Genomic DNA, 25,653 nt, shown 5'->3' on the forward strand with positions numbered 1-25,653 from the left:
GGATTTTGGTTCACAAGATTCAGGGTGTGGTGCTTGATCGGGCCTCATCGCTGGCAAGCCAGCTCCCACAGGGATCTCCAGTGAGCGCAGATTTTGTGAACACCATTGAAACCTGTGGGAGCTGCGGTGCGACGATTCGACTTGCCAGCGATGAGGCCAATAAGGGCAATGAAGAGGTCAGGCCGGGGACATTTCCTGTGCCAGGCCGAGAAACGCCGCCGGCAGCCGGGCACCTTTCCTTTCCTTGAGGCAGTAAAGGTATTCAGGAATCTGCGGCGCATTTTCCAGCGTCAGCACGCGTAACTGCGGATCGTGCGGCACTTCCTGACGGGCAATGATGCTGATGCCTATATTGCGCAGCACCGCCTCACGAATCGATTCACGACTGCCAATCTCCAGCAACGGCCCGAAATTCACCCCGGCGCCGGCCAGCAACTCTTCGGTCAGGCGCCGAGTGGTCGAGCCGCACTCGCGCATCAACAAGGTATGCCCGGCCAAGGCACTCAGCGGCACATGCTCATGCACCGCCAGCGGATGATTGCGGTGCACCGCCAGCACCAGCGGATCAGTCCCGAGCACTCGGCGAATCAGCCGAGGATCTTCAAGCAACTGCGACGACGCTGCCACATCCACCCGGTAATCCTCCAGCGCTTCGAGCACTTGCTGCGAGTTGCCGATCTCTACCGAGACTTCCACTTGCGGCAGGCGCTCGCGGAAGGTCTTCACCAGATCGAGAATGTAATACGGCGCGGTGGCGGCGATGCGCAATGTGCCCTGAACCTGGCCGCTGTTGCGCAGGAAAAACTCGATGTCGGCCTCCTGCTGCAACAGCGCCTTGACCATCGGCAGCAGCCGCGCGCCTTCGTCACTGACACTCAGACGCCGGCCGCCACGGTAGAACAGCTCGACCGAATACTGACTTTCCAGATTACGAATCTGTGTGGTCACGGTCGGTTGGCTGAGGCCGAGTTTCTTCGCTGCCAGCGTGATGCTGCCCAGGCGGGCCACCATGTAAAACGCTTTCAGCTCGGCACTCAGCACAACCCTTCCTCATCGTCTATTTGCGCAGCAGGCGCAAACCGTTGAACACCACCAACAAGCTAACGCCCATGTCGGCGAATACCGCCATCCACATGGTGGCGAGTCCGGCGAAGGTTACCGCAAGAAAGATAGCCTTGATCACCAGCGCCAGCGCGATGTTCTGTTTCAGGATGCTGGCGGTGTTGCGCGACAGGCTGATGAATGCCGGGATCTTGCGCAGATCATCGTCCATCAGGGCGACATCGGCGGTTTCAATTGCCGTGTCGGTTCCCGCAGCGGCCATCGCAAAACCAATCTCGGCCCGGGCCAGTGCCGGCGCATCGTTGATGCCGTCGCCGACCATGCCGACCCGATGCCCCTGTTTGTAGAGGTCTTCGATGGCTTGCAGTTTGTCGGTCGGCAGCAAGTCGCCCCGCGCCTGATCGATGCCGACCTGCTGAGCAATCGCCTGCGCGGTGTGCACGTTGTCGCCAGTCAGCATCAGGGTTTTCACCCCCAGTGCGTGGAGCTGCCGGATCGCCTCGCGGCTGGTTTCCTTGACCGTGTCGGCCACAGCGAACAGCGCCAGCGGGCCGGAGTTGTCGAGCAGCAACACCACGGACTTGCCCTGTTTCTCCAGCGCAAAGAGTTTTTCCTCCAGCGCCGACGAGCACAGGCCCAGTTCTTCCACCAGTCGATGGTTGCCCAAGTGGTAGGTCTGACCGTTGATTTCGCCTTTTACCCCACGCCCGCCCAATGCTTCGAAGTTATCCACAGTCAACGGCGCGAAGTTTTTATCCACAGCGGCTTTGGCGATGGCCAGCGACACCGGGTGATCAGAACGCCCGGCCAATGCAGCGGCGATGGCCGGCGCTGTGGCATCGGCGGTCGGATCGAGGGACAGGTAATCGGTCTGCACCGGTTTGCCGTGGGTAATCGTCCCGGTCTTGTCCAGCGCCAGATAGTCGAGCTTGAAACCGCCCTCCAGATACACGCCGCCCTTGACCAGAATGCCTTTGCGCGCCGCTGCCGCGAGGCCGCTGACGATGGTCACCGGGGTGGAAATCACCAGCGCACATGGGCACGCGACCACCAGCAACACCAGCGCACGGTAGATCCAGTCGAACCACACCGCGCCCATGAACAGCGGCGGAATCACCGCCACCGCGATGGCGAACAGGAACACCACCGGGGTGTAGATTTTCGAGAATTGATCGACGAAACGCTGGGTCGGTGCGCGCGCGCCTTGTGCCTGTTCGACAGCGTGGATGATCCGCGCCAGCGTCGAGTTATTCGCCGCAGCGGTGACCGCGTATTCCAGCGAACCGGCCTGATTGATGGTGCCGGCGAACACTTTGTCGCCTACGGTTTTTTCCACCGGCAGGCTTTCACCGGTGATCGGCGCCTGATCGATGGTCGAGTTGCCGCTGAGCACTTCACCGTCCAGCGCAATGCGCTCGCCCGGTTTGACCCGCACGCGGGCGCCGAGATCGATGCTTTTCACCTCCAGTTCGAGCCAGGTGCCGTCAGCCTGCAACACGGTCGCCTTCTCGGGCGTCATCTGCATCAGGCCGCTGATCGCGTTGCGCGCACGATCAAGCGAGCGTGCTTCGATCAACTCGGCGACGGTGAACAGGAACATCACCATCGCCGCTTCCGGCCACTGCCCGATCAGGATCGCGCCAGTCACGGCGATGCTCATCAGTGCATTGATGTTGAGGTTGAAGTTCTTCAGGGCGATCCAGCCCTTTTTGTAAGTAGTCAGGCCGCCGCTGAGGATCGACACCAGCGCGATGATCGCCACTACCCAGTTCGGCGCCGCGCTGGTGAAGTGGATAACTTCAGCGGCCAGCGCGCCGACACCGGACAGCGCCAATGGCCACCAGTGTTTTTTCACCGCAGCAGGCGCCGGGGTTTCGACACCCGCCTCCAGCGGCTCGGCCTGCATGCCGATGGATTTGATTGCGTCGATGATCGGCGTGGTGTCCGCCAGCGTGTGGGTCACGCCGAGCACGCGGTTGATCAGGTTGAATTCCAGCGTCTGAATCCCGGTGAGTTTGCCGAGCTTGTTCTGGATCAGCGTCTGCTCGGTCGGGCAGTCCATCGCCTCGATGCGGAAACTGCTCAAACGCGCGTCGGCGCTCGGCGCATCGCTCAGTTGCACCAGCGATGGCGCGGCGGCTTTCGACGCGCAGCAAGAATCGCCGCCGTGGGAGTGCTTATGCACAGGCTGCAATTTATGACTGTGATCGTGCCCGTCGCCGGGCTTGTGGCTGTGCTGGGAATCGCTCATTGGTCGCGTCCATGAAGGTGCCTGTTGCCAAGTAAAGACCCTGTAGCCACTATAGGGTCAAGCACCCTTTTTGGAGATCGCCGTCATGAAGATCGGAGAACTGGCGAAACTCACCGATTGCGCCGTGGAAACCATCCGTTACTACGAGCGCGAAAACCTGCTGCCGGAGCCGGCCCGCAGCGACGGCAACTACCGCGTCTACACCCAGGCCCACGCCGAACGCCTGACTTTCATCCGCAACTGCCGCACCCTTGACATGACCCTCGAAGAAATCCGCAGCCTGCTCGCCTTGCGCGACAGCCCGCAGGATCAATGCGAAAGCGTCAATGCGCTGATCGACGAACACATCCAGCACGTCAAGGCGCGGATTGATGGGTTATTGGCCTTGCAGACACAACTGTTCGACCTGCGCCAACGCTGTGGCGAAGGGCCGGGGGCGGATCAATGCGGGATTTTGCAGCGGCTGGAAGTGAGTGGCGGGGTTGTCGCAACCGAGGTTGAGCATTCGCATGTGGGCCGTAGCCACGGCCATTGAATACACCACAAAACACTGTGGGAGCTAGCCTGCTAGCGATAGGGCCGTCAGATTCAACAGTAATGTTGACTGACAGTCCGCCATCGCTAGCAGGCTAGCTCCCACAGGGGTATTGCGTTGTTGCTTAGACCGCCATCGGCGCGGTCATTGGGGCATGGTGTTCATAGCCTTCCAGCGAGAAGTCGCTTGGCTCAACCAGCTCCAGCCATTCCGGCTGATAAACACCCGTCTTGGCAAACTCCGGCACCCGATCCGAAATCTTCAGCTTGGGCATGGCGAACGGCTCGCGTTTGAGCTGTTCGTTGAGCATGTCCAGGTGGTTTTCGTAGACGTGCGCATCGCCGATGAAATAGGTGAACCAGCGCGGCGTGTAGCCGGTCAGGCGACCGATCAGGCTCAGCAGCGCGGCGCCTTCGGTGAGGTTGAATGGCGTGCCCAGCCCCAGATCGTTGGAACGGATGTAGAGGGTCAGAGAAATCTCTTTGGTCTCGACGTTCGGGTGGAACTGATACAGCAGATGGCACGGCGGCAAGGCCATTTCATCGAGCTGGGCGCAGTTCCAGCCGTGGAACAGAATACGGCGGCTGCCTGGATCATTGATGATCGTGTCGACGCACTGACGCACCTGATCGATGGCTTTGTACAGCACCACGTAGGCCTGTCCGTCTTCTTCGCCCTGAGCGATCTGCTTGTAGCCGTTGCTCAAGGTTTGCTCGATGGCGGCAGTGTTGCTCAGCGGGATCTGCTTGTACGCCGGCCATTTGCGCCATTGCACGCCGTAGATTTCGCCGAGGTCGTCATCGCCCTGGCGGAACGGGTTGGCCAGCCACTGCGCGTTTTCGTTGGCGTTCTGATCCCAGACCTTGCAGCCCAGCGCGCGGAATTCGGCAGCGTTGTTCACGCCACGCAAAAAGCCGCACATCTCGCCGATGGCCGATTTGAAAGCCATCTTGCGCGTGGTGATCGCCGGAAAACCTTCCTGCAAATCAAAGCGCAGCATGGCGCCCGGAAAGCTGATGGTGTTCACGCCGGTACGGTTGGCTTGCTTGGTGCCGTTGTTGATGACGTGCGACACCAGATCGAGATATTGCTTCATGAGTTACCTGTGTCCTTGAGCCCCGGCATCACGTGCCGGGGTTCGAATATTTAAGCTGTCGGTGCAACCGGGGTCGCCGGGGCGCGGCGGTAGGCCAGCCAGATCAGGAACAGCCCGCCGAGGATCATCGGTACGCAGAGTACCTGACCCATGGTCAGCCAGTTCCAGGCCAGATAGCCGAGTTGCGCGTCGGGTACGCGGACGAATTCGACGATGAAACGGAAGATCCCGTAGAACAGCGCGAACATGCCGGAGACGGCCATGGTCGGACGCGGCTTGCGCGAGAAAATCCACAGGATCAGGAACAGCGCCACGCCTTCGAGCGCGAACTGATACAGCTGCGACGGGTGACGCGGCAGTTGCGCCGGATCGCTGAACGGCGGGAACACCATGGCCCACGGCACGTCGGTCGCCTTGCCCCACAACTCGGCGTTGATGAAGTTGCCAATGCGTCCGGCACCCAGACCGATCGGCACCATCGGCGCAACGAAGTCCATCAACTGGAAAAACGACTTGCCGTTACGCTTGCCGAACCACAACGCCGCGAGCATCACGCCGATGAAGCCGCCATGGAACGACATGCCGCCCTTCCACACTTCGAAAATCAGCATCGGGTTGGCGATGTAAGCGCTCAGATCGTAGAACAGCACATAGCCCAGACGTCCGCCGACAATCACGCCCATCGACAGCCAGAAGATCAGATCGGAGAGTTTCTCCTTGCTCCAGGTCGGGTCGAACCGGTTGAGCCGGCGCGACGCCAGCAGCCACGCACCGCCGATACCGACGAGGTACATCAGACCGTACCAGTGGATTTTCAGCGGACCGATGGCCAGAGCCACCGGGTCGATCTGCGGGTAAGGCAGCATTGCGACTCCTCGTTAGAGTTGAAACCAGAATTCCCGGGCGACGCTGCCACCACAGGATTAAGCCAGTATTGCGACGCGGTTAAAGCAAAAAGCTCAGACCGACGCAGAACAGCAAAGCGGCGAACAGCCGTTTCAGCAACCTGGCCGACAGCTTGTGCGCCAGCTTTGCGCCGATGCGGGCGAACACCATGCTGGTCAGGGCAATCCCCAGCAGCGCCGGCAAGTAGATAAAACCGAGACTATGGGCCGGCAGCAACGGATCGTGCCAGCCCAGAATCATGAAACTTAAAGCACTGGCTAGCGCGATCGGCAAGCCACAGGCCGACGAGGTCGCCACTGCCTGCTGCATCGGCACGCTGCGCCAGGTCAGAAACGGCACGGTCAGCGACCCGCCGCCAATTCCGAAAATCGCCGAGGCCCAGCCAATCACGCTACCTGCAGCCGCCAGACCGAGCTTGCCCGGCACGGTTCGGCTGGCCTTGGGTTTGAAGTCCAGCGCCAACTGCACAGCAATCACCAAGGCAAACACACCGATGATCTTTTGCAGGTTCGGACCGGAAATCGCCTCAGCCGTCAGCGCACCAAAACCGGCGCCGACCAGAATCCCCACCGCCATCCACACGAATATCGGCCAGCGTACCGCGCCTCGTCGATGATGCTCACGCACGGCGTTGACCGAGGTGAAGATGATCGTCGCCAGCGAAGTGCCGACCGCCAGATGCGTGAGGATCGACTGATCGAAACCCTGCAAGGTGAAACTGAACACCAGCACCGGGACGATGATGATCCCGCCACCCACCCCGAACAGCCCGGCCAACACGCCAGCACAGGCGCCCAGCGCCAGATAGAGCAGAAATTCCATGACCGTCTCCCAGACGCATCCCTAAACCGGAGCGGCATGGTAACGGATGCATGGCCCGACGAGGAACTGTCGATGGATGCACGGGCGATGTCTGCGTAAAGTGAGCAAAAAACACACAAGGACTGCCTTATGTGCCTGATCGTTTTTGCCTGGCGGCCGGGGCATGCCCAACCGCTGATCGTCGCGGCCAACCGTGACGAATTCTACGCCCGGCCGAGCCTGCCGCTGGCGCAATGGCCGGAGTCGCCGCACGTGCATGCCGGGCGTGATCTGGAGGCTGGTGGTACCTGGCTGGGGATCGGCGCCAATGGGCGCTTTGCGGCGCTGACCAACATTCGCGATCCGCACCAGCCGCCGGCGCGTAAATCGCGGGGGGAGCTGGTGGCCGGGTTTCTCACCGGGGAGCAGTCGCTTGAGGAGTATCTGGCCGGGGTTGTCAGCCGTTCATCTGACTACGCCGGATTCAATCTGCTGCTGGGCAATGCCCATGAGCTGTGGCATTTCAATGCGCGGTCCTCTGAGCCGGTGATGTTGCAGCCGGGGGTGTATGGGTTGTCCAACGCCGGGCTGGATACGCCGTGGCCCAAGTTGCTCAAGGCCAGGGCGGCGTTGAGCGCGGTGCTGGATGATCCGCAGCCGCAGCGTTTGCTGGAGATTTTGGCTGATGCACAGACCGCGCCGCATGCCGAGTTGCCGGATACCGGTGTGGGGTTGGCAACTGAGGCGCTTTTATCGAGTGTGTTTATTGCCAGCCAGAGTTACGGGACGCGGGCGAGTACGGCGCTGGTTGTGCGGGCGGATGGGGGGCGGTGGATGGTGGAGCGGAGTTTTGGGCCGTTTGGTGGGCGTTTGGGCGAGGTGGAGATCATCATTTAGCGGTGATTTCACTGACGCCATCGCTGGCAAGCCAGCTCCCACAATGATCTCCAGTAAACACAGAGTTGGTGAATACCCGAGAAACCTGTGGGAGCTGGCTTGCCAGCGATGAGTCCGGCAGCGTTTAGGAGACCTTGGCCGCAGTCGGACTAACCATCTTCGCCAACCCCAGATTCTTCAGCGCCAGTTGCAGCGAGCTGTGAATCACCTGCGGATTATCAATCGTCATCAACTCCGCCAGCAGCTCCTTGGCCATCCCCAGATTGACCTGACGCAGCATCCACTTCACCTTCGGCAAGTTGGTGGCGTTCATCGACAGGCTGTCGAAGCCCATCGCCATCAACAGCACTGCCGCCGCCGGATCACCGGCCATTTCGCCGCAGATACTCACCGGTTTGCCTTCGGCATGTGCATCGCGCACCACGTTTTGCAGGGCTTGCAGCACGGCCGGGTGCAGATAGTCGTAGAGATCCGCCACGCGCGGGTTGTTGCGATCCACGGCCAGCAGGTACTGCGTCAGGTCGTTGGAGCCGACCGACAGGAAGTCCACCTGCCGCGCCAGTTCCTTGGTCTGATACACCGCTGCCGGGATTTCGATCATCACGCCAATCGGCGGCATCGGCACGTCGGTGCCTTCGTCGCGCACTTCGCCCCACGCACGGTGGATCAGGTGCAGCGCTTCTTCGAGTTCGTGGGTGCCGGAGATCATCGGCAGCAGAATGCGCAGGTTGTTCAGACCTTCGCTGGCCTTGAGCATTGCACGGGTCTGCACCAGGAAGATTTCCGGGTGGTCGAGGGTCACGCGAATGCCGCGCCAGCCGAGGAACGGGTTGTCTTCCTTGATCGGGAAGTACGACAGCGACTTGTCACCGCCGATGTCCAGGCTGCGCATGGTCACCGGTTGCGGATGGAACGCGGCGAGCTGCTCGCGGTAGATCGCCAGTTGTTCCTTTTCGCTCGGGAAGCGCTGGTTGATCATGAACGGCACTTCGGTGCGGTACAGACCGACGCCTTCGGCACCGCGCTTCTGCGCACGCGCCACGTCCGCCAGCAGGCCGGTGTTGACCCACAGCGGCATGCGGTGCCCATCGAGGGTGATGCACGGCAGATCGCGCAGGGTATCGAGACCCAGCGCCAGTTGTTTCTCTTCTTCGACCACTTCGGCGAATTGCTTGATCAGCACCTCGCTCGGGTTGGTGTAGATCTCGCCCTTGGTGCCGTCGACAATCAACGGAATGCCATCGACTTTGGCGTAAGGCAGGTCGACCACACCCATTACCGTCGGTATGCCCATGGCGCGCGCCAGGATCGCGACGTGCGAGTTACCCGAACCGAGTACCGAAACCAGACCGACCAGCGTGCCTTCCGGCACCTCGCCGAGCATCGCCGGCGTCAGCTCTTCGCTGACCAGAATGGTTTTTTCCGGGTAGACCAGATTCTGCTGACGCTCTTCTTGCAGGTAAGCCAGCAGGCGTCGGCCGAGGTCCTTGACGTCCGACGCGCGCTCACGCAGGTAGGCGTCGTCCATCAGTTCGAAACGGTTGACGTGATCGGTCACGACCTGACGCAGCGCGCCTTGAGCCCACTGACCGGTCTTGATCACAGTGGTGACTTCGCTACCCAGCGCCTCGTCGGCGAGCATCATCAGGTAGACGTCAAACAGCGCACGCTCTTCGGGGCGCAACTGAGTGGCAAGCTTGGCCGACAACGCACGCATGTCGGCGCGTACGCCTTCGATGGCGGTCTTGAACAGGCCGAGTTCAGCCTCAATGTCGCGCACGGTTTTGTCCGGCACTACATCGAGATCAGCCGGCGGCAGCATGACTACCGCAGTACCGACTGCCGCACCCGGCGAACCCGGTACGCCGACGAACTTGGCTTCCTGAATGCCTTTGCCCTGCCGGCCCAGACCGCGGATCGAACCGGTGGCCTCGGCGTGGGCGATAACACCGGCGAGCTGCGCGCTCATGGTCACGAGGAAGGCTTCTTCACCTTCATCGAACTGGCGGCGTTCTTTCTGTTGGATGACCAGCACGCCGACGACGCGGCGGTGGTGAATGATCGGTGCGCCAAGGAACGAGGCGTAGCGCTCTTCTCCGGTTTCGGCGAAGTAGCGATAGCGCGGGTGATCCGCAGCGTTTTCGAGGTTCAGGGGTTCTTCACGCGTGCCGACCAGGCCAACCAGACCTTCGTTGGGCGCCATGCTGACCTTGCCGATCGAGCGCTTGTTCAAGCCCTCGGTGGCCATCAGCACGAAGCGGTTGGTTTCGGGGTCGAGCAGGTAGACCGAGCAGACCTGGCTGCCCATGGCCTCTTTGACGCGCAACACAATAATCCCCAACGCCGCCTTGAGATCCTTGGCGGAGTTAACTTCCTGGACGATCTTGCGCAGCGTATTGAGCATGGCTCGGGGTCGAACTCCGTCGTCAGTCGCGCGTTAAAAGGCGCGGGGCAAGCTCTTTGAGAGCGCGGCGATACACCTCGCGCTTGAATGTCACCACCTGGCCCAACGGATACCAATAGCTGACCCAGCGCCAGCCATCGAACTCCGGTTTACCGGTCAAATCCATCCGCACCCGCTGCTCGTTGGAGATCAGGCGCAGGAGAAACCACTTCTGTTTCTGGCCGATGCACAGCGGTTGGCTATGGGTACGCACCAGACGTTGCGGCAAACGATAGCGCAACCAGCCCCGGGTACAGGCGAGTATTTCAACATCTTCACGTTCCAGGCCAACTTCTTCGTTCAGCTCGCGATACAAGGCGTCTTCCGGCGTCTCTTCAGGGTTGATTCCCCCTTGCGGAAACTGCCAGGCATCTTGATTGATACGGCGAGCCCATAGCACCTGGCCGGCGTCATTCGTCAGAATGATCCCGACATTGGGACGGAAACCATCGGGGTCGATCACGGCAACAACCTCGCAAACGCATGTCGCCGCATTGTTCCACAAAGATTGTGAAGGCAGCAATGAAGCTTCCTACCTTATGTGCACTCTTGTGAAAAGACCGTATTCTGGGCGCCTTTTTACTGACTTATCAGCGGGTAACTGCAATGCGCCTGGCTTTATTCGATTTGGACAACACCCTTCTGGGCGGCGACAGCGATCACGCGTGGGGCGATTACCTGTGCGAGCGCGGCTTTCTCGACAAGGTCGCATACAAGGCGCGCAACGACGAGTTCTATCAGGATTACCTGGCGGGCAAACTGGATAACGCTGCCTATCTGAACTTCTGCCTGGAGATTCTCGGCCGCACCGAGATCGCCGTGCTCGATCAATGGCACCGCGATTACATGCGCGATTGCATCGAGCCGATCATTCTGCCCAAGGCCCTCGAACTGCTGCAAAAGCACCGCGACGCCGGCGACAAACTGGTGATCATCACCGCCACCAACCGCTTCGTCACCGCGCCGATTGCCGAGCGTCTGGGCGTCGAAACCCTGATTGCCACCGAGTGCGAGATGGTCGATGGCCGCTACACCGGGCGCAGCACCGACGTGCCGTGCTTCCGTGAAGGCAAGGTGACGCGGCTGAATCGCTGGCTGGAAGAGACCGGTTATTCGCTGGACGACAGCTATTTCTACAGCGACTCGATGAATGACTTGCCGTTGCTGGAGCAAGTGGCGAATCCGGTGGCGGTGGATGCTGATCCGAATTTGCGCGCTGAAGCCGAGAAGCGTGGCTGGCCGGTGATTAGCCTGCGCGGCTAAAGATCAAAAGATCGCAGCCTTCGGCAGCTCCTACAGGGTTTGTGTCAGCCCACAATATCGGGTTCGACACAAACCTGTGTAGGAGCTGCCGCAGGCTGCGAGCTGTTCGCCTTAAACAGGTTTGGCACCCATCAACCCGGCAATCGCCACAAAACACACCAGCCCAAACAACGCCAACCCCAGACTGAACTTGCCAATCCCGCCCGGCGCCTTGCGCAACCGATTCAAGCGCACCAGCAGCCAGAACCACGCCAACGCCGCCACGGTGTAAAGCACGCTCGACGCCAGAATCCACGTCTGTCCCAACGGCCAGCCCACCAGATGCACCATCCACCAGCCGGTGAAGGGCATGCTCAGCAGCGCCAGCACGATCAAAAGCCAGACGAACACCCGTGGTCGCTGCAACGTACGGCTACCGGCTGTTGCATCACCGTTGCGCCGCGCACGCCAGACCCAGATTCCAAGGCCCAACGCGCCGATCAGCAACACCGCAGTGGCGAGCATGTGCGCCGCTTTCAGGGCGGATAACGTTTCCATGGTTCGATTTCCTCAGTCCGTGCAAATCAGCGTAGCCCCTCAGCCAAGAAACAGCTTATAGGCCGGGTTGTCGCTTTCGTCCCAGTACGGGTAACCGATTTCCTCAAGGGCTGCGGGCACCAGATGACGTTCGTCGTGCGGTACTTGCAGGCCGGCGACCACGCGACCGTCCGCTGCGCCGTGGTTGCGGTAGTGGAACATCGAGATGTTCCAGCGCCCGCCGAGCTTATTGAGAAAGTTGAACAGCGCGCCCGGGCGTTCCGGGAACTCGAAGCGCAGCACCACTTCATCGACCACTTGCGCCGCACGCCCGCCGACCATGTGGCGGATGTGCAGTTTGGCCAGCTCGTTATCAGTCAGGTCGAGCACCGGGAAACCCTGCTCGGTCAGGCTCGCCAGCAGTGCGCTGCGCGGATCGGTGTCCGGATGCGTCTGCACGCCGACGAAGATGTGCGCTTCGCTGCCGGTGTTGTAGCGGTAGTTGAATTCGGTGATCTGGCGCTTGCCGATAGCTTCGCAGAAGGCCTTGAAGCTGCCGGCCTGCTCGGGGATGGTCACGGCGATGATCGCCTCGCGGCCTTCACCCAGCTCGGCGCGCTCGGCGACGTGGCGCAGGCGGTCGAAGTTGACGTTGGCCCCCGAGTCGATGGCGACGAAGGTCTGACCGCTGACGCCACGCTGCTCGACGTACTTCTTGATCCCGGCCACGCCCAGCGCACCGGCCGGCTCGGTGATCGAGCGGGTATCGTCGTAGATGTCCTTGATCGCCGCGCAGATCTCGTCGGTGCTGACGGTGATCACTTCGTCGACGTAATCCTTGCAGATGTCGAAGGTGTGCTGGCCGATCTGCGCCACGGCCACGCCGTCGGCGAAAATGCCCACGGTCGGCAGTACCACGCGCTCACCAGCGGCCATCGCCGCTTGCAGGCAATTGGAATCGTCGGGCTCGACGCCGATGACTTTGATGTCCGGGCGCAGGTACTTCACGTACGCCGCGATGCCGGCGATCAGCCCGCCGCCGCCGACCGGCACGAAGATCGCGTCCAGCGGTTGCGGGTGCTGACGCAGAATTTCCATCGCCACGGTGCCCTGCCCGGCAATCGTGTGCGGATCGTCGTACGGGTGGATGTACACGTAGCCTTTTTCATCGACCAGTTTCAGCGAGTAGGCCAGGGCTTCCGGGAACGAATCACCGTGCAGCACCACTTTGCCGCCGCGCGAACGCACGCCTTCGACTTTGATTTCCGGGGTGGTCTTGGGCATGACGATGGTGGCTTTCACGCCCAGGACTTTCGCCGCCAGCGCCAGACCTTGCGCGTGATTGCCCGCCGACGCAGTGACCACGCCGCGCGCACGTTCTTCGTCGCTCAGTTGAGTCAGCTTGTTGTAGGCGCCGCGAATCTTGAACGAGAACACCGGCTGCAAGTCTTCGCGCTTGAGCCAGATATCGTTGCCCAGCCGCTCGGAGAGCTGGCGAGCGTTCTGCAGCGGGGTTTCTACGGCAACGTCATAAACGCGCGAGGTGAGGATCTTTTTGACGTACTGTTCGAGCATCGGAAAGCATCACTGAGCGAGTTGGGCAGGGCCAAGGAGTCTAACCCGGCTTTTGTCCGGGCGACCACACGAATCCAGAGGTTTTAGCCGGTCTTGAGGCTATAATGCCGGCCTTTCCGTTTTCCCTCTGCCCGCTTCCGGAGCCCGCATGACCCAGGATCAACTCAAACAGGCCGTGGCCCAGGCTGCCGTCGACTTCATCCTGCCGAAACTCGACGACAAGAGCATCGTCGGCGTCGGCACCGGCTCCACCGCCAACTGCTTTATCGACGCACTGGCCAAGCACAAGGGCGCGTTCGATGGCGCGGTCGCCAGCTCCGAAGCCACCGCCGCGCGCCTCAAGGGCCACGGGATTCCGGTGTACGAGCTGAATACGGTCAGCGACCTGGAGTTCTACGTCGACGGCGCCGATGAAAGCGATGCGCACCTGAACCTGATCAAGGGCGGTGGCGCAGCCCTGACCCGCGAGAAGATCGTCGCGGCCGTGGCCAAGACCTTCATTTGCATCGCCGACGGCAGCAAACTGGTGTCGGTACTTGGTGAATTCCCGCTGCCGGTCGAAGTGATCCCGATGGCCCGCAGCCATGTGGCCCGCGAGCTGGTGAAGCTCGGTGGCGACCCGGTTTACCGTGAAGGCGTGCTGACCGACAACGGCAACATCATCCTCGACGTGTTCAACATGCAGATCACCAACCCGGTTGAGCTGGAAGCGCAGATCAATGCGATTGTCGGCGTGGTCACCAATGGCCTGTTCGCGGCGCGTCCGGCGGATTTGCTGTTGCTGGGGACTAGTGAAGGTGTGAAAACCCTGAAGGCTGAGTAAACCCAGATTGCCCACTATTTATGGGCAGACAAAAAACCTGTGGGAGCGAGCTTGCTCGCGAAAGCGCCAGTTCAGCCACCATCTTCATTGGCTAACCCGACGCCTTCGCGAGCAAGCTCGCTCCCACAGTGTTTTGTGGTGTGAGTTAAGGTTGTGTTGGTTTTTTGAAGACGTAGAACAGGTTCGGCTCGCTCACCAGATACAGCGTGCCGTCGTCGTCCATCGCAATGCCTTCCGCCTGCGGTACGGTTTTTTGCAAGCCTTGCCGGCCTTTGCTCAGCGACATCGTGCTGAGCGGACGCCCGTCCACATCCAGTTCCAGAATCAGCCGCGACTCATCTGACAGCGCCAGTAAATGGCCACTGCGCTCGTCGTATTGCAGGCTCGACAGATCGCGCACGAACATCCCGGCATCGCGCTTGGGGTTGTTGATTACGTGCACCGCGTAGGATTTTTCCGGATTGAAATGCGGGAAGCCGTGCACTTCGTAAATCAGCATCGGGTCGCGCTCCTTGGCCACGAACAGGCGTTTGCCCACCGAGTCGTAGGCCAGACCTTCAAATCCTTTATTGCCGCTCAAGTGCACGCCAAGAGTCATCTGCTCGGCGTCGGCCGCATCGAGGAAAGTCGTGTCTTGTTCCAGATGGATCTTGATCAGCCGCTGCTGACTCTCGTCAGTGATCACGTAGGTGTCGGCGCTGATGAACTCCACCGCCTCTGGATCGCCGAAGCCGATCAGCGCGATGCGGCGCAGGAGCTTGCCGTCCAGCGACAGCTCGATCAGTTCGGAGTCCTTGTTGGTGACGGTGAACAGGCTTTTGCGCACCGGATCGTAAGTCAGCGCCGAGACATCGTCATTCAGGCCTTCGATGACCTGTGACTCGATCTCCACCCGATATTGATCGAGGGCGATGGATTCAACGCTGTGCGGTTGCCAAAGGGTATGCAGATTGAACCAGGCACGCTCGAACAGACGCATGTATTGGCCGAGCGCAATTAATGCGATCAGGGCAATCATCGACAGGATCAGAATCAGTGGTTTGGGACGGGCAAGTCGACGCATGCGGGCGGGCTCGGAATCAAAACAGGCGGATGAAATATCACGCGCGTCTGAACTGAAGCTTAATGGCCACTTGCCTGCGACCACAAGCAAACCCCGTGGCTGCGGTTATTTTTGCTTTTCGAAGCGATAAAACAGATTTGGCTCGCTGACCATGTACAGCGTGCCGCTGTCGTCCATGGTCACGCCTTCAGCGCGCGGGATGGTGCTTTTCAGGCCGTTGAAACCGCCGAGCAGAGTCATGAAGCTGACCTGCTCGCCCTTCTCGTCCAGTTCCAGTAGCAAGTGCGAGTCAGCGGACAGCACCAGTGTGTGGCCGGTGCGCGAGTCGATGGCCAGAGCCGAGAGGTTACGGATGTCCAGTTCATCGCTGAACAGCTTCTGCTTGTCGCCCTTGAGGATCTGGCTGCCATCGCTTTTCCAGGTGAACAGCGCCGGCGGCCGTTCTTCGCCGAGCAACAGCTGCTCGTTGCGTGGGTCCCAGGCGATGGCTTCAAAGGCTTTGTTCTGGTCTTTCGACGGGCCGAGGTCGTATTTCGGGTAGTCGTCGCGCTTCAATTCGCGGGTATCGGCGTCGATTTTGATGATCGACAGCAGGTGCTCGCGCTCATCGACGATGGCCAGCAGGCCGTTTTCCATCACCGTCAGGCCTTCGGGATTGCTCCAGCCCACCAGCGGCATCTTGCGCAGCACATCACCTTGCAGACTCAGCTCAACCAGGAACGGGTTTTTGCCCATCACCGAAAACAGGGTTTTGGTCTGTGGGTTATAGGACAGGTCGGACGCCTCGTCCTTCTCCATCCCGGGCAGCTGTTTAGCGTCGATCACCACCCGGTAATCCGGCAGCCAGACACTTTCCTTTTTCTCGGTCGGACTCTCGAAACGCTCCAATACCCAGAGCACGCCGCGGTCGTCCCAATGCATGACGAACGCCAGACCATAGACGGCCGCAGCCACCAGCAATAGCCAGGAATACCAGCGCATCGCGAAGCGTGAGCGGCGGACAGTTTTCAGCTTGGGCAGCGGTTGAGAGGCCATCAAGGGACGCGTTCCAGAAATTCAGGCTAAAGGTAATAGCACAACAGGGGTGGCTCAGACGCCAGAATCCGCGGAATTATCCAGAGAGGATGTGAAAAAAACGGCAAATGGCGCGATTGCCTTATGGGTTTGCAGGAGCGATCACAGATCTAAATGTGCAATGGCACCTGTGGCGAGGGAGCTTGCTCCCGCTGGGGCGCGAAGCGGCCCTGCTTTTCACTGCAAAAAGCAGGGGGCCTGCTGCGCAGTCCAGCGGGAGCAAGCTCCCTCACCACAGTTCGGTGTCATCCCTGAAAGTTAGCGCACGGAGCTGGTAAAGCTGCTCGCGCCCGGCAGTTCCAGCACGATTTCGTCGCCGACATTCAGCGGGCCGACGCCCACCGGCGTGCCGGTCAGAATCACGTCACCGGCCTGCAGCGAGAAGCAGCCAGCCATGTGCTGGATCATTGGCACGATCGGGTTGAGCATCGCGCTGCTGTTACCGTCCTGGCGCACTTCGCCATTGATGGTCAGGCGGATGCCGATGTCGGTCAGGTCAGCGAAAGTGCTGCCGACCACAAATGGCGCGATCACGGCCGCTCCATCAAACGACTTGGCGATTTCCCACGGCAGACCTTTGGCTTTCAGCTCGCCCTGCTTGTCGCGCAGGGTCAGGTCCAGCGCCGGGGCGAAACCGGAGATCGCGTCCAGCACTTCTTCGCGGCTCGGCTTGGTCGACAACGGTTTGCCGATCAACACGGCAATCTCGGCTTCGTAATGCACCGAGCCACGCTCGGTCGGAATACTGAAACCGCCTTCCAGCGGCACTACGCAACTGCCCGGCTTGATGAACAGCAACGGTTCGGTTGGCACCGGATTGTCCAGTTCCTTGGCGTGTTCGGCGTAATTGCGTCCGATGCACACCACTTTCCCCAGCGGAAAATGGATACGCGTGCCGTCGACATACTGGTGCTGATAGCTCATTGACCGACTCCTGGTTCATAGCTGTTAAATGCGAAAGTCAAACAGCGAAGATCTTGCCCGGATTCATGATGCCATTCGGGTCGAACACCGCTTTTACCGCTTTCATGTACTCGATCTCAACCGGCGAACGGCTGTAGGTCAAGTAATCGCGTTTGGTCATGCCCACGCCGTGCTCGGCGGAGATCGATCCGTTGTACTTCTCGACGGTCTCGAACACCCACTTGTTGACGGTGGCGCACTTGGCGAAAAATTCGTCCTTGCTCAGATTGTCCGGCTTGAGGATGTTCAGGTGCAGGTTGCCGTCGCCGATGTGGCCGAACCAGACGATTTCGAAGTCCGGGTAGTATTCGCCGACAATCGCGTCGATTTCCTTCAGGAACGCCGGCACTTTCGAGACGGTGACCGAGATGTCGTTCTTGTACGGCGTCCAGTGCGAGATGGTTTCGGAGATGTACTCGCGCAGTTTCCACAGGTTTTGCAGCTGGGTTTCGCTCTGGCTCATCACGCCGTCCAGCACCCAGCCCTGCTCGACGCAATGTTCGAAGGTTTCCAGAGCGCTGTTGGCCACTTCTTCAGTGGTCGCTTCAAATTCCAGCAGCGCGTAGAACGGGCAGTCGGTGTCGAACGGCGCAGGGACGTCGCCACGAGCCATGACTTTGGCCAGCGCCTTGTCGGAGAAGAATTCGAAGGCAGTCAGGTCGAGCTTGCCCTGGAAGGCGTGCAGCACCGGCATGATCGAGTCGAAATCAGCGGTGCCGAGCACCATCGCCGTGAGGTTTTTCGGCGCGCGATCCAGACGCATGGTCGCTTCGACCACAAAACCCAAAGTGCCTTCAGCGCCGATGAACAATTGGCGCAGATCGTAGCCGGTGGCGTTCTTGATCAGGTCTTTGTTGAGTTCCAGCACATCGCCCTTGCCGGTGACGACTTTCATCCCCGCGACCCAGTTACGAGTCATGCCGTAGCGAATGACCTTGATCCCGCCGGCATTGGTGCCGATATTGCCGCCAATCTGACTTGAACCGGCGGAGGCGAAATCCACTGGATAGTAGAGGCCGTGTTCTTCGGCGCGGTTCTGCAATTGCTCGGTGACCACGCCGGGCTGACACACGGCAGTGCGATCAGTGAGGTTCACGTCGAGAATCTGGTTCATGTAATCGAACGACACTACTACTTCGCCATTTGCCGCCACGGCTGCGGCCGACAGCCCGGTGCGCCCGCCAGACGGCACCAGCGCAACCTTATGCTCGTTGGCCCAACGCACAATGGCCTGCACCTGTTCGATGGTCTTGGGGAAGACGATGGCGCTGGGTGCCGGGGCGAAGTGTTTGGTCCAATCCTTGCCGTAAGCATTCAGGGAGTCGGCATCGGTCAGGACTTTGCCAGGCTCAACCAGGGTCTTCAGTTCATCAATCAGGGCAGGATTGGTCATCGACAGAACTCTCGAACAATTCATGGTCATCCTGAAGACGCTTCACGTCGCAGGAATGAGTGTTTAGCGGGGTGGCTATGCTAGCATACCGACCCCGCAGGCCAGTGCCCAACGGCCTTTCTGCGGTGACGGCTTTCCTGCCGTCCGGGTCAGCGTCTGCTGGCTATTTCCTGCCATTTTTCTCCGGGATACAGGTTTACGCAGATGAGCAAGACTTCTCTCGATAAGAGCAAGATCAAGTTCCTTCTTCTCGAAGGCGTCCACCAATCGGCTGTCGACGTCCTCAAGGCGGCGGGCTACACCAGCATCGAGTACCTCACAGGTTCTCTGCCGGAAGCCCAGCTCAAGGAAAAGATCGCTGACGCGCACTTCATCGGCATTCGTTCGCGCACGCAACTGACCGAAGAAATCTTCGATCACGCGAAGAAGCTGGTGGCAGTCGGCTGTTTCTGCATCGGCACCAACCAGGTTGACCTCAGTGCAGCCCGCGAACGCGGTATCGCCGTGTTCAACGCGCCGTACTCCAACACCCGCTCCGTAGCCGAGCTGGTGCTGGCCGAAGCGATCCTGCTGCTGCGCGGCATCCCGGAGAAAAATGCTTCCTGCCACCGTGGTGGCTGGATCAAGTCCGCGGCCAACTCCTTCGAGATCCGTGGCAAGAAGCTCGGCATCGTCGGCTACGGCTCGATTGGTACGCAGCTGTCGGTTCTGGCTGAAGGCTTAGGGATGCAGGTGTATTTCTACGACACCGTGACCAAGCTGCCGCTGGGCAACGCGACGCAGGTCAACAACCTGCACGAGCTGCTGGGCATGTCGGACATCGTCACCCTGCACGTTCCAGAAACCGCTGCGACCCAGTGGATGATCGGCGAGAAGGAAATCCGCGCCATCAAGAAGGGCGGCATCCTGATCAACGCTGCTCGCGGCACCGTGGTCGAGCTGGACGCCCTGGCGGACGCGATCAAGGACAAGCACCTGATCGGCGCCGCCATCGACGTGTTCCCGGTCGAGCCGCGCTCCAACGACGAAGAGTTCGAAAGCCCGCTGCGTGGCCTCGACAACGTGATCCTGACCCCGCACATCGGTGGCTCGACTGCCGAAGCGCAAGCCAACATCGGTCTGGAAGTGGCAGAAAAACTGGTCAAGTACAGCGACAACGGTACTTCCGTTTCGTCGGTGAACTTCCCGGAAGTGGCCCTGCCGGCTCACCCTGGCAAGCACCGTCTGCTGCACATCCACGAGAACATTCCGGGTGTGATGATGGAGATCAACAAGGTCTTCGCCGAAAACGGCATCAACATCTCCGGTCAGTTCTTGCAGACCAACGAGAAGGTTGGCTACGTGGTGATCGACGTCGACGCCGAGTACTCGGAGCTGGCGCAAGAGAAGCTGCAACACGTTAACGGCACGATCCGTAGCCGCGTTTTGTTCTAAACGCGATCTACGCTGTAAAAAAAGGGAGCCTACGGGCTCCCTTTTTCATGCACGCGGAAACGTTATTCGACGTTGACGGTGATTTTCTTCGAAACGATCGGCGGATCGAACGGCATGTGACCGCTGTCGCCCAGTTCCAGCTGCAAGGTGTGCTTGCCCGGGGCCAGTTTGATCGTGGCTTCAGTCTGCGCCTTGCCGAAATGCATGTGGTTAGCATCGTTGGGAATCGGCGCACCGGCGGCCGGCAATTTGTCGACGTCGATCAGCAAATGATGGTGACCGGTGTTCTTGGTGACGTCACCGGCCGGCGCCAGCGCGACGTCCTTGGTGCCGAACTTGACCTTGAACTCCTGGGAAACCGTGGCCCCGTCCTCGGGAGAAACGATGAACACTTCGGCGCCCTTGGGGGCCGGGGTGGCCGCACTGGCCAGTACCGAAACACCCATCAGCACACCAGCCAACGCTGCACGTGACATAAAGCTTTTCATTTTCTTCTCCAGTTTTTCCGTAAAATCCGCACGGTCATGACAACTTCATGACCATTCGTTGTCGAAGGAACTCGACAACCATAGCAAAGCGAGCCTGAATCAGAGCATCGCGATAATGATTTCAAAGGAGTGACCATGCGTTTTCTGCCTGGCCTGATCTGCCTGCTACCCCTTCTGAGCCCTCTGGCTCACGCCGAACTGATTGATGACGTCAACGACCGTGGCGAGTTGCGCATCGCCATTGAGGCTAATACACCGCCCTTCAATTTCAAGGAAGGCGACACCCTCGCAGGATTCGAGGTCGAGCTTGGGCAACTGCTGGCCAACGAGCTGGATGTGCGCGCCGACTTCATCGTCACCGATGAAAGCGACATGCTCCAGGGCGTTGAAAGCGGCAAGTACGACGTTGCGCTCAACCACATAGCACTGACCCCGGAACTCAAGGATCGTTTCGACTTCAGCGAACCTTACGGCAAGGTGGATGGGCAGTTGCTGGCAAAAAAAGATGAGCAGCCACGGTCGATGTTGCTGGTACAGACGCTGACCGAGGAAAAGCCCAAAGTCGCGCCGCCGGTGGAATTGGCGATTCCGTTTCAGAAGGGCAATCCGGCGTTTCAAGCGAGCCTTGAGGGTGCGCTGGGGCGGATCAAGGCGGATGGGCGGTTGGAGGCGCTGTCGAAGAAGTGGCTTAGGGCGCAGGCCACCGAAAACCTTAAGTGAACTCCGAACCTGTGGGAGCTAGCCTGCTAGCGATAGCGGTGGATCAGTCAGGACTGATGGTGACTGACCCAATGCAATCGCTAGCAGGCTAGCTCCCACAGTGATTTGTGGCGCATGACTAGTCGAGTTGTGTCAGGGCTTTTGCAGCTTGTGGCAGTTCCAGCTCGCTGAAGACTTGCACACCATGGCGTTTGAGCAGCGCGGCGGTTACACCTTCGCCACTGACTTTTACCCCACTGAACGTCCCGTCATACGTCAGCAGATTCCCGCACGACGGACTGTTGGCCTTAAGCACCGCAACCCGAATCCTATGCTTTCGCACCAGCTCCAGCGCCTGCTGCGCGCCGTCGAGAAACTGCGCACTGACGTCCTCACCTTCAGTTGTGATAACTGACGCCAGTCCATCCAGAACCTCTGCCCCCTGCCCGCCCGGAATCTCCGCTGCCGCCCGTGGCGTTGGCAGCCCGCCAGCAACCTCGGGACACAACGGCACTACCCGGCCTTCGCTGATCCACTGTTCCAGCAGATCAAACGGCCCGCTCGCCCCACCGTCGTAACGCACGCGATGGCCCAACAGACAGCGGCTGACCAGAATCTTGTGCATATCAGAACGGCTCGTTGCCACGGCGACGGAACCAGCCCGTCAGCGACAAGCGCTCGCGATTGGCAGGCAACACTTCATGCGGCACTTCACCCGAAAGAAACACCACCAGACAACCGCCGGTAGGCTGTACGTCATGGACGCGGTCGTTTTTGAGATACATGCGCAACTGCCCGCCATCCTCCGGCAGCCAGCCGTCATTGAGGTAGATCACTGCCGAAACCATGCGCCGGTCATCATCGCGAAACCGGTCGACATGCTTGCGATAGAACGCGCCCGGCGGATACAGGGCGAAATGGCATTCGAAGTCCTCCAGCCCGAGGAACAGACCACGATTGAGCGCCTCGCGCAGGCTGTCCATCAATCCGAGGTAACGGTCGCTGGACTCGGCCTCACCCGGTTCGATCCACTGAATATGATCACCACGAATGCCCTCGCGAACCTCCGAAAACGGCCCGCGCCCGACGCCCGCCGGTGCCAGTTCGCCCTCGGCCTCACGTTTACGGCACTCAGCCGCCAGCGCGCGGGTCAGATCTGCGGGCAGGAAAATGTTCTGCTGCGACCAGCCATGTTCGGCCAGGTCGTCGACGATGCGTAACAGCAGCGGGTGTTCAGAGGATATTTGCATGGCGCGCATAGTATGCCTGCGGCGAAAAATCCGACAGAGCCACGCGGCGGCTCGCTACGAATTCTCGACAAGTACTGGCACCGCACGGAGAATAGTCCGCTGCTGACAGGAGTCCCTATGCGCCGTTTGCTTTTTTCACTGTTGATGTTCTGCGTGTTGCCCGCCTGGGCGGACGGCTACGACCAGCTCTACAAGGTCGCCGGCTGGCCAGAACAACGCGCGCATTTCAACGATGCCCTGAGCGCCGCGCAGCAGCGTTACCAGAACAGCCTGCCACCGGCGGTGTTTCAGGCGCTGGTAAACAACAGCAACCAGCGCTTCGCGCCGCAGCCGATGGATCAACGCGCCGAGGCGCAACTGCGCAAGAACCTCGCCGACCCGAAACCGGCGCTGGGGTTTTTCCAGTCGGTGCTGGGCAAGAAAGTCGTCGCTGCCGAGTTGCTGGCGACCCGGCGCGATCAACTGGCGAAAAATGCCAAAGGCCTGCCGAAGATGCCGGCCAGCGACAGCCGCCTGCTGATCATCGGCCACCTCGCCCAAGCGCTGCCGGCGCGTGAGGCTGGTGCTGAAGTCAGTCTGGCGATTGCCGGTGTGGCGGCGGACAGTTTGAGTTCGATGATTCCTGGCTTGCTTGGCGGCGGTCAGGCGCAAAACATGTTGAATGGTCAGCGCCAGCGTTTGATGGATCAGATTGGCGCCGATCTGAACAACACGCTGCTGTATGTCTATCGCGACCTGTCGGATGAAGAACTGGAAGAATTTGCGACCTTTGCCGAGTCGACCGAAGGCAAGGCTTATTACCAGGCAGCGCTGGCAGCGATTCGCGCGGGATTGGCGGTTGGACAAAGCACCTCTAACCTCAGCCAGTAGATCTCTGTTGCCTGCTAGGCCGCCATCGCTGGCAAGCCAGCTCCCACAGGGTTTCGGGCACATCCGCAATAGCACCAGCGCCCGAGAGATAGCCATCGCCAGCAAGCTAGCTCCCACAGTTGGAACTGGGTACATCTGCTAGAGATCGGTCGGCTGTCAGGCCGCCATCGCTGGCAAGTCGAATCGTCGCACCGCAGCCCCCACAGGTTTTGATCTACACACCGCATGCGGCGCAGCCGCCCCACTCAACGATGAGCGTTAGCTCGAGTAAAGCTCTTGATCTCGAGCGCCCGTCGGCAGGCTGAGTGGAGGGATTGATCCGGGGGTGGGAGCGCAGCGACCGTTTGGCGCAGCCAAACACATCGAGAGGAGGTGCAGCGCAGCAAACCGGAGGCGATGCCCCCGGAACAATCCCGGAGCGAAGGAACCCGAGCCTAAGCGAGGGCCGAACGTCAGGGCAAAAGACCTTTGGTTACTTTGGGGCGTTTGCCAAAGTGACCCGCCGTCAGGGCGGAACCCTAAGCAGCCATCACCGCAGCATCGGATATGCACCCAGCCAGAGCATCACTGCGAATTCCGCCCCTTGATCCGCCTGCTCAAGAACTCGAAATACTCCTCGCGCATCTCCGCCGTCTCGTTCACCAGATGATGCCGCCCCTCAGGCAGCAGCAATATCTGCGGCCGGTCAAACTTCCACTTCAGCACTTGCAGGTTATGCGGCCAGTCCACAGTCATGTCGGCCTGACCTTGAATGATCAACGGCCGACGCGGACTTTTCTTGGCGTACTCGACGCGACTGATCCAGCGCGACAACGCCCCCACCCACGCCGTCGGCAGACGCAGTGGCTGTAACGGATCGGCCTGCAGAAACGGCAGGAAATCCGGATCATTGGAGTTCTCGCTGAATCGCCGTGGCAGCCCTCGAACAAAGGGCCGCAGCAGGTAATAACTCAACTGCGACCAGCCCCAGGCGCGCGGACGCACCAGCGGCGCGAGCAGAATCAATTGCCCCTGCGCCGGACTGTCTTCGCCATGATTGAGCACATGGTCAACCACGATTGCTGCGCCAGTGCTCTGCCCGCACAAGTGCCACGGCTGCGGCAGCGCAATCGAACGCGCCTCGGCGAACAGAGCTTGAAGAGCATCCTGATATTCAGAGAAATCGCGGATGTTGGCCCGCGCGCCACTCGACAGTCCATGCCCCGGCAAGTCGCAGGCGATCACCGCAAAATCCTGATCCAGCGCCCACTCGATCAGATGCCGGTACAGCCCGGTGTGATCGTAATAACCGTGCAGCAAAAACAGCGTGGCTTTGGCCTTCTCCGGCCACCAGCAATGGCTGACCAGTTCATAACCGCTGACCTCGAAGCGGCCCATGCCGCGCCATACATCGCGATCCGGGAAATCGGTCTGGTAGAAGCGTTGATAAGCCTTGGCCTCATCCGACAACGGCTGCCACTCGGCCAAAGGCTTGAGGCTGGCGCGTAAATGATCGAGATCGAAAGTGGCAGGCATCAGGCAAATTCCAAAACGGTAAACGGACTTTATCGGCCTGCGATATTCATCTGTCGGAGCAAGCATGGCAAGCTAGCCGATCTCTCAAGGATCGAAAACCATGCGTTCGCCGTACCGCACCGCACTGTTTGCCAGCCTGATCGCACTAGTCTGCGGCGGGGTATTGTGGGCGGCGTATGACTGGTTTCAGTGGCGTTACCTGCGGGCGTTCAGCGAGCACACGGCGGTGTTTTCCGGTGATCCGCTGCGCCTGCCGGATGATCTGGCTGGCCCCGGCAATATTCGTCTGGTGCATTTCTGGGACCCGGCCTGCCCGTGCAACGTCGGCAATCAACAGCACCTGACGGAAATGGTCGAGCAGTTCAGCGCCAAAGGCGTGGAGTTTTTTGCCGTGCAGCGGCCCGGCAGCCACGGCCAGTTGCCCGCCACCCTCAGCAGCCTGAAAAGCATCGCGGTGCTGCCCGGTGCCGAGCAGATTCCCGCCAGCCCGGCCGTGGCGATCTGGGACCGTAGCGGCAAACTCGCGTACTTCGGCCCCTATAGCGAAGGCCTGACCTGCAACTCCAGCAACAGTTTTATTGAACCGATCCTGCAAGCTCTGAGCGATGATCGCCCGGTGAATGCCACGCACACGCTGGCGGTTGGTTGCTATTGCCCGTGGCCGGCCGAAACCAGGTAAGGCATTCCGGACTTTTCGAGGACGGCGATGCGCAGCAGCCAGGGTCTGTGCTAATTG

At 60.2% G+C, this 25,653-nt stretch carries 25 protein-coding genes; 8 read left to right on the forward strand and 17 right to left on the reverse strand.

The genetic code is table 11. From position 1 onward, the window contains the following. Positions 1-177 precede the first annotated feature (177 nt). Positions 178-1,041 (reverse strand): LysR family transcriptional regulator, encoded by an 864-nt coding sequence (locus tag ACP7BN_RS16550; RefSeq protein ID WP_426205281.1) that lies wholly within the window; start codon positions 1,039-1,041, stop codon positions 178-180. A 16-nt stretch (positions 1,042-1,057) separates the two neighbouring features. Continuing rightward, positions 1,058-3,313: a heavy metal translocating P-type ATPase gene (locus ACP7BN_RS16555; protein WP_426205282.1), complete on the reverse strand. Its 2,256-nt coding sequence runs from the start codon at positions 3,311-3,313 to the stop codon at positions 1,058-1,060. 85 nt (positions 3,314-3,398) lie between these two features. On the opposite strand from ACP7BN_RS16555, the gene cadR reads away from it, so the two are divergent. Further along, positions 3,399-3,848, forward strand: a complete 450-nt coding sequence (gene cadR, locus ACP7BN_RS16560) for a Cd(II)/Pb(II)-responsive transcriptional regulator (protein ID WP_420647397.1) — start codon at positions 3,399-3,401, stop codon at positions 3,846-3,848. A 124-nt stretch (positions 3,849-3,972) separates the two neighbouring features. Here cadR and ACP7BN_RS16565 read toward each other — a convergent pair whose 3' ends face one another. The 3 genes from ACP7BN_RS16565 to ACP7BN_RS16575 all read right to left on the reverse strand — a co-directional run bounded on the left by ACP7BN_RS16565 (position 3,973) and on the right by ACP7BN_RS16575 (position 6,672). Beyond that, a complete protein-coding gene (locus tag ACP7BN_RS16565; protein WP_420647398.1) occupies positions 3,973-4,944 on the reverse strand; it encodes a thymidylate synthase in 972 nt (323 codons plus the stop codon). A 50-nt stretch (positions 4,945-4,994) separates the two neighbouring features. Continuing rightward, positions 4,995-5,810 carry a prolipoprotein diacylglyceryl transferase gene (gene lgt / locus ACP7BN_RS16570; protein ID WP_426205283.1) on the reverse strand — a complete coding sequence of 272 codons (816 nt, stop codon included), beginning with the start codon at positions 5,808-5,810 and terminating at the stop codon, positions 4,995-4,997. 79 nt (positions 5,811-5,889) lie between these two features. After that, a complete protein-coding gene (locus ACP7BN_RS16575) occupies positions 5,890-6,672 on the reverse strand; it encodes a sulfite exporter TauE/SafE family protein (RefSeq protein ID WP_420647400.1) in 783 nt (260 codons plus the stop codon). Between the two features lie 129 nt (positions 6,673-6,801). On the opposite strand from ACP7BN_RS16575, the gene ACP7BN_RS16580 reads away from it, so the two are divergent. After that, positions 6,802-7,548: an NRDE family protein gene (locus ACP7BN_RS16580; protein WP_426205284.1), complete on the forward strand. Its 747-nt coding sequence runs from the start codon at positions 6,802-6,804 to the stop codon at positions 7,546-7,548. Positions 7,549-7,672: 124 nt separating this feature from the next. On the opposite strand, the gene ptsP is transcribed toward ACP7BN_RS16580, so the two are convergent. Together ptsP and ACP7BN_RS16590 are read right to left on the reverse strand one after the other, a co-directional pair. Beyond that, complete coding sequence (ptsP, locus tag ACP7BN_RS16585; RefSeq protein ID WP_426205285.1) at positions 7,673-9,952, reverse strand: phosphoenolpyruvate--protein phosphotransferase; 2,280 nt, start codon at positions 9,950-9,952, stop codon at positions 7,673-7,675. Positions 9,953-9,974: 22 nt separating this feature from the next. Further along, positions 9,975-10,454 carry an RNA pyrophosphohydrolase gene (locus ACP7BN_RS16590; RefSeq protein WP_060543982.1) on the reverse strand — a complete coding sequence of 160 codons (480 nt, stop codon included), beginning with the start codon at positions 10,452-10,454 and terminating at the stop codon, positions 9,975-9,977. A gap of 143 nt (positions 10,455-10,597) precedes the next feature. On the opposite strand from ACP7BN_RS16590, the gene ACP7BN_RS16595 reads away from it, so the two are divergent. Then, positions 10,598-11,254 carry an HAD family hydrolase gene (locus ACP7BN_RS16595; protein WP_426205286.1) on the forward strand — a complete coding sequence of 219 codons (657 nt, stop codon included), beginning with the start codon at positions 10,598-10,600 and terminating at the stop codon, positions 11,252-11,254. Between the two features lie 111 nt (positions 11,255-11,365). Here ACP7BN_RS16595 and ACP7BN_RS16600 read toward each other — a convergent pair whose 3' ends face one another. Both ACP7BN_RS16600 and ilvA read right to left on the reverse strand, forming a co-directional pair. Continuing rightward, entirely contained in the window at positions 11,366-11,791 is a 426-nt protein-coding gene (locus ACP7BN_RS16600) for a DUF2269 domain-containing protein (protein ID WP_426205287.1), read from the reverse strand. A gap of 39 nt (positions 11,792-11,830) precedes the next feature. Further along, positions 11,831-13,345 (reverse strand): threonine ammonia-lyase, biosynthetic, encoded by a 1,515-nt coding sequence (gene ilvA / locus ACP7BN_RS16605; RefSeq protein WP_420647405.1) that lies wholly within the window; start codon positions 13,343-13,345, stop codon positions 11,831-11,833. 148 nt (positions 13,346-13,493) lie between these two features. On the opposite strand from ilvA, the gene rpiA reads away from it, so the two are divergent. Continuing rightward, positions 13,494-14,168 (forward strand): ribose-5-phosphate isomerase RpiA, encoded by a 675-nt coding sequence (gene rpiA, locus ACP7BN_RS16610; protein WP_426205288.1) that lies wholly within the window; start codon positions 13,494-13,496, stop codon positions 14,166-14,168. Positions 14,169-14,313: 145 nt separating this feature from the next. On the opposite strand, the gene ACP7BN_RS16615 is transcribed toward rpiA, so the two are convergent. The 4 genes from ACP7BN_RS16615 to ACP7BN_RS16630 all read right to left on the reverse strand — a co-directional run bounded on the left by ACP7BN_RS16615 (position 14,314) and on the right by ACP7BN_RS16630 (position 18,661). Continuing rightward, a complete protein-coding gene (locus tag ACP7BN_RS16615) occupies positions 14,314-15,231 on the reverse strand; it encodes an SdiA-regulated domain-containing protein (protein WP_426205289.1) in 918 nt (305 codons plus the stop codon). A gap of 105 nt (positions 15,232-15,336) precedes the next feature. After that, positions 15,337-16,266 (reverse strand): SdiA-regulated domain-containing protein, encoded by a 930-nt coding sequence (locus tag ACP7BN_RS16620; RefSeq protein ID WP_426205290.1) that lies wholly within the window; start codon positions 16,264-16,266, stop codon positions 15,337-15,339. Between the two features lie 297 nt (positions 16,267-16,563). Further along, positions 16,564-17,229: a fumarylacetoacetate hydrolase family protein gene (locus ACP7BN_RS16625; protein ID WP_426205291.1), complete on the reverse strand. Its 666-nt coding sequence runs from the start codon at positions 17,227-17,229 to the stop codon at positions 16,564-16,566. A 37-nt stretch (positions 17,230-17,266) separates the two neighbouring features. Beyond that, positions 17,267-18,661, reverse strand: coding sequence for an FAD-binding oxidoreductase (locus ACP7BN_RS16630; RefSeq protein WP_426205292.1), 1,395 nt, complete (start codon positions 18,659-18,661; stop codon positions 17,267-17,269). 204 nt (positions 18,662-18,865) lie between these two features. Here ACP7BN_RS16630 and serA point away from each other — a divergent pair, with 204 nt between their 5' ends. Beyond that, positions 18,866-20,095 (forward strand): phosphoglycerate dehydrogenase, encoded by a 1,230-nt coding sequence (gene serA, locus ACP7BN_RS16635; RefSeq protein WP_150602030.1) that lies wholly within the window; start codon positions 18,866-18,868, stop codon positions 20,093-20,095. A gap of 62 nt (positions 20,096-20,157) precedes the next feature. Here the strand turns inward: serA and ACP7BN_RS16640 are convergent, their stop codons facing one another. Continuing rightward, positions 20,158-20,583: a DUF4399 domain-containing protein gene (locus tag ACP7BN_RS16640; RefSeq protein WP_420647411.1), complete on the reverse strand. Its 426-nt coding sequence runs from the start codon at positions 20,581-20,583 to the stop codon at positions 20,158-20,160. A gap of 135 nt (positions 20,584-20,718) precedes the next feature. On the opposite strand from ACP7BN_RS16640, the gene ACP7BN_RS16645 reads away from it, so the two are divergent. Continuing rightward, on the forward strand, positions 20,719-21,303 hold the full coding sequence (locus tag ACP7BN_RS16645; RefSeq protein ID WP_426205293.1) for a transporter substrate-binding domain-containing protein: 585 nt from the start codon (positions 20,719-20,721) through the stop codon (positions 21,301-21,303). Between the two features lie 118 nt (positions 21,304-21,421). Here the strand turns inward: ACP7BN_RS16645 and ACP7BN_RS16650 are convergent, their stop codons facing one another. Both ACP7BN_RS16650 and ACP7BN_RS16655 read right to left on the reverse strand, forming a co-directional pair. Further along, complete coding sequence (locus tag ACP7BN_RS16650) at positions 21,422-21,907, reverse strand: DUF523 domain-containing protein (protein WP_426205294.1); 486 nt, start codon at positions 21,905-21,907, stop codon at positions 21,422-21,424. A 1-nt stretch (position 21,908) separates the two neighbouring features. Then, on the reverse strand, positions 21,909-22,541 hold the full coding sequence (locus tag ACP7BN_RS16655; RefSeq protein ID WP_426205295.1) for a 2OG-Fe(II) oxygenase: 633 nt from the start codon (positions 22,539-22,541) through the stop codon (positions 21,909-21,911). A gap of 108 nt (positions 22,542-22,649) precedes the next feature. On the opposite strand from ACP7BN_RS16655, the gene ACP7BN_RS16660 reads away from it, so the two are divergent. Beyond that, complete coding sequence (locus ACP7BN_RS16660) at positions 22,650-23,402, forward strand: hypothetical protein (RefSeq protein ID WP_426205296.1); 753 nt, start codon at positions 22,650-22,652, stop codon at positions 23,400-23,402. A 564-nt stretch (positions 23,403-23,966) separates the two neighbouring features. Here the strand turns inward: ACP7BN_RS16660 and ACP7BN_RS16665 are convergent. Further along, the gene (locus ACP7BN_RS16665; protein WP_426205297.1) at positions 23,967-24,917 is read right to left on the reverse strand and encodes an alpha/beta hydrolase; all 951 of its coding nucleotides are present in this window, start codon (positions 24,915-24,917) and stop codon (positions 23,967-23,969) included. A 100-nt stretch (positions 24,918-25,017) separates the two neighbouring features. Between ACP7BN_RS16665 and ACP7BN_RS16670 the strand changes: the two genes are divergently transcribed. Then, positions 25,018-25,596, forward strand: a complete 579-nt coding sequence (locus ACP7BN_RS16670; RefSeq protein ID WP_426205298.1) for a DUF6436 domain-containing protein — start codon at positions 25,018-25,020, stop codon at positions 25,594-25,596. The last annotated feature ends 57 nt before the right edge of the window (positions 25,597-25,653 follow it).

Origin of the sequence: Pseudomonas sp. TWP3-1, assembly GCF_049896625.1 — a bacterium.
Classification (GTDB): domain Bacteria; phylum Pseudomonadota; class Gammaproteobacteria; order Pseudomonadales; family Pseudomonadaceae; genus Aquipseudomonas.

Bases quoted from the DNA above. Each gene is read 5' to 3' on its own strand.
- ACP7BN_RS16555 (WP_426205282.1), bottom strand. From the start codon at position 3,313: ATGAGCGATTCCCAGCACAGCCACAAGCCCGGCGACGGGCACGATCAC.
- cadR (WP_420647397.1), top strand. From the start codon at position 3,399: ATGAAGATCGGAGAACTGGCGAAACTCACCGATTGCGCCGTGGAAACC.
- ACP7BN_RS16565 (WP_420647398.1), bottom strand. From the start codon at position 4,944: ATGAAGCAATATCTCGATCTGGTGTCGCACGTCATCAACAACGGCACC.
- lgt (WP_426205283.1), bottom strand. From the start codon at position 5,810: ATGCTGCCTTACCCGCAGATCGACCCGGTGGCTCTGGCCATCGGTCCG.
- ACP7BN_RS16575 (WP_420647400.1), bottom strand. From the start codon at position 6,672: ATGGAATTTCTGCTCTATCTGGCGCTGGGCGCCTGTGCTGGCGTGTTG.
- ACP7BN_RS16580 (WP_426205284.1), top strand. From the start codon at position 6,802: ATGTGCCTGATCGTTTTTGCCTGGCGGCCGGGGCATGCCCAACCGCTG.
- ptsP (WP_426205285.1), bottom strand. From the start codon at position 9,952: ATGCTCAATACGCTGCGCAAGATCGTCCAGGAAGTTAACTCCGCCAAG.
- ACP7BN_RS16595 (WP_426205286.1), top strand. From the start codon at position 10,598: ATGCGCCTGGCTTTATTCGATTTGGACAACACCCTTCTGGGCGGCGAC.
- ACP7BN_RS16600 (WP_426205287.1), bottom strand. From the start codon at position 11,791: ATGGAAACGTTATCCGCCCTGAAAGCGGCGCACATGCTCGCCACTGCG.
- ilvA (WP_420647405.1), bottom strand. From the start codon at position 13,345: ATGCTCGAACAGTACGTCAAAAAGATCCTCACCTCGCGCGTTTATGAC.
- rpiA (WP_426205288.1), top strand. From the start codon at position 13,494: ATGACCCAGGATCAACTCAAACAGGCCGTGGCCCAGGCTGCCGTCGAC.
- ACP7BN_RS16615 (WP_426205289.1), bottom strand. From the start codon at position 15,231: ATGCGTCGACTTGCCCGTCCCAAACCACTGATTCTGATCCTGTCGATG.
- ACP7BN_RS16620 (WP_426205290.1), bottom strand. From the start codon at position 16,266: ATGGCCTCTCAACCGCTGCCCAAGCTGAAAACTGTCCGCCGCTCACGC.
- ACP7BN_RS16625 (WP_426205291.1), bottom strand. From the start codon at position 17,229: ATGAGCTATCAGCACCAGTATGTCGACGGCACGCGTATCCATTTTCCG.
- ACP7BN_RS16630 (WP_426205292.1), bottom strand. From the start codon at position 18,661: ATGACCAATCCTGCCCTGATTGATGAACTGAAGACCCTGGTTGAGCCT.
- serA (WP_150602030.1), top strand. From the start codon at position 18,866: ATGAGCAAGACTTCTCTCGATAAGAGCAAGATCAAGTTCCTTCTTCTC.
- ACP7BN_RS16640 (WP_420647411.1), bottom strand. From the start codon at position 20,583: ATGAAAAGCTTTATGTCACGTGCAGCGTTGGCTGGTGTGCTGATGGGT.
- ACP7BN_RS16645 (WP_426205293.1), top strand. From the start codon at position 20,719: ATGCGTTTTCTGCCTGGCCTGATCTGCCTGCTACCCCTTCTGAGCCCT.
- ACP7BN_RS16650 (WP_426205294.1), bottom strand. From the start codon at position 21,907: ATGCACAAGATTCTGGTCAGCCGCTGTCTGTTGGGCCATCGCGTGCGT.
- ACP7BN_RS16655 (WP_426205295.1), bottom strand. From the start codon at position 22,541: ATGCGCGCCATGCAAATATCCTCTGAACACCCGCTGCTGTTACGCATC.
- ACP7BN_RS16660 (WP_426205296.1), top strand. From the start codon at position 22,650: ATGCGCCGTTTGCTTTTTTCACTGTTGATGTTCTGCGTGTTGCCCGCC.
- ACP7BN_RS16665 (WP_426205297.1), bottom strand. From the start codon at position 24,917: ATGCCTGCCACTTTCGATCTCGATCATTTACGCGCCAGCCTCAAGCCT.
- ACP7BN_RS16670 (WP_426205298.1), top strand. From the start codon at position 25,018: ATGCGTTCGCCGTACCGCACCGCACTGTTTGCCAGCCTGATCGCACTA.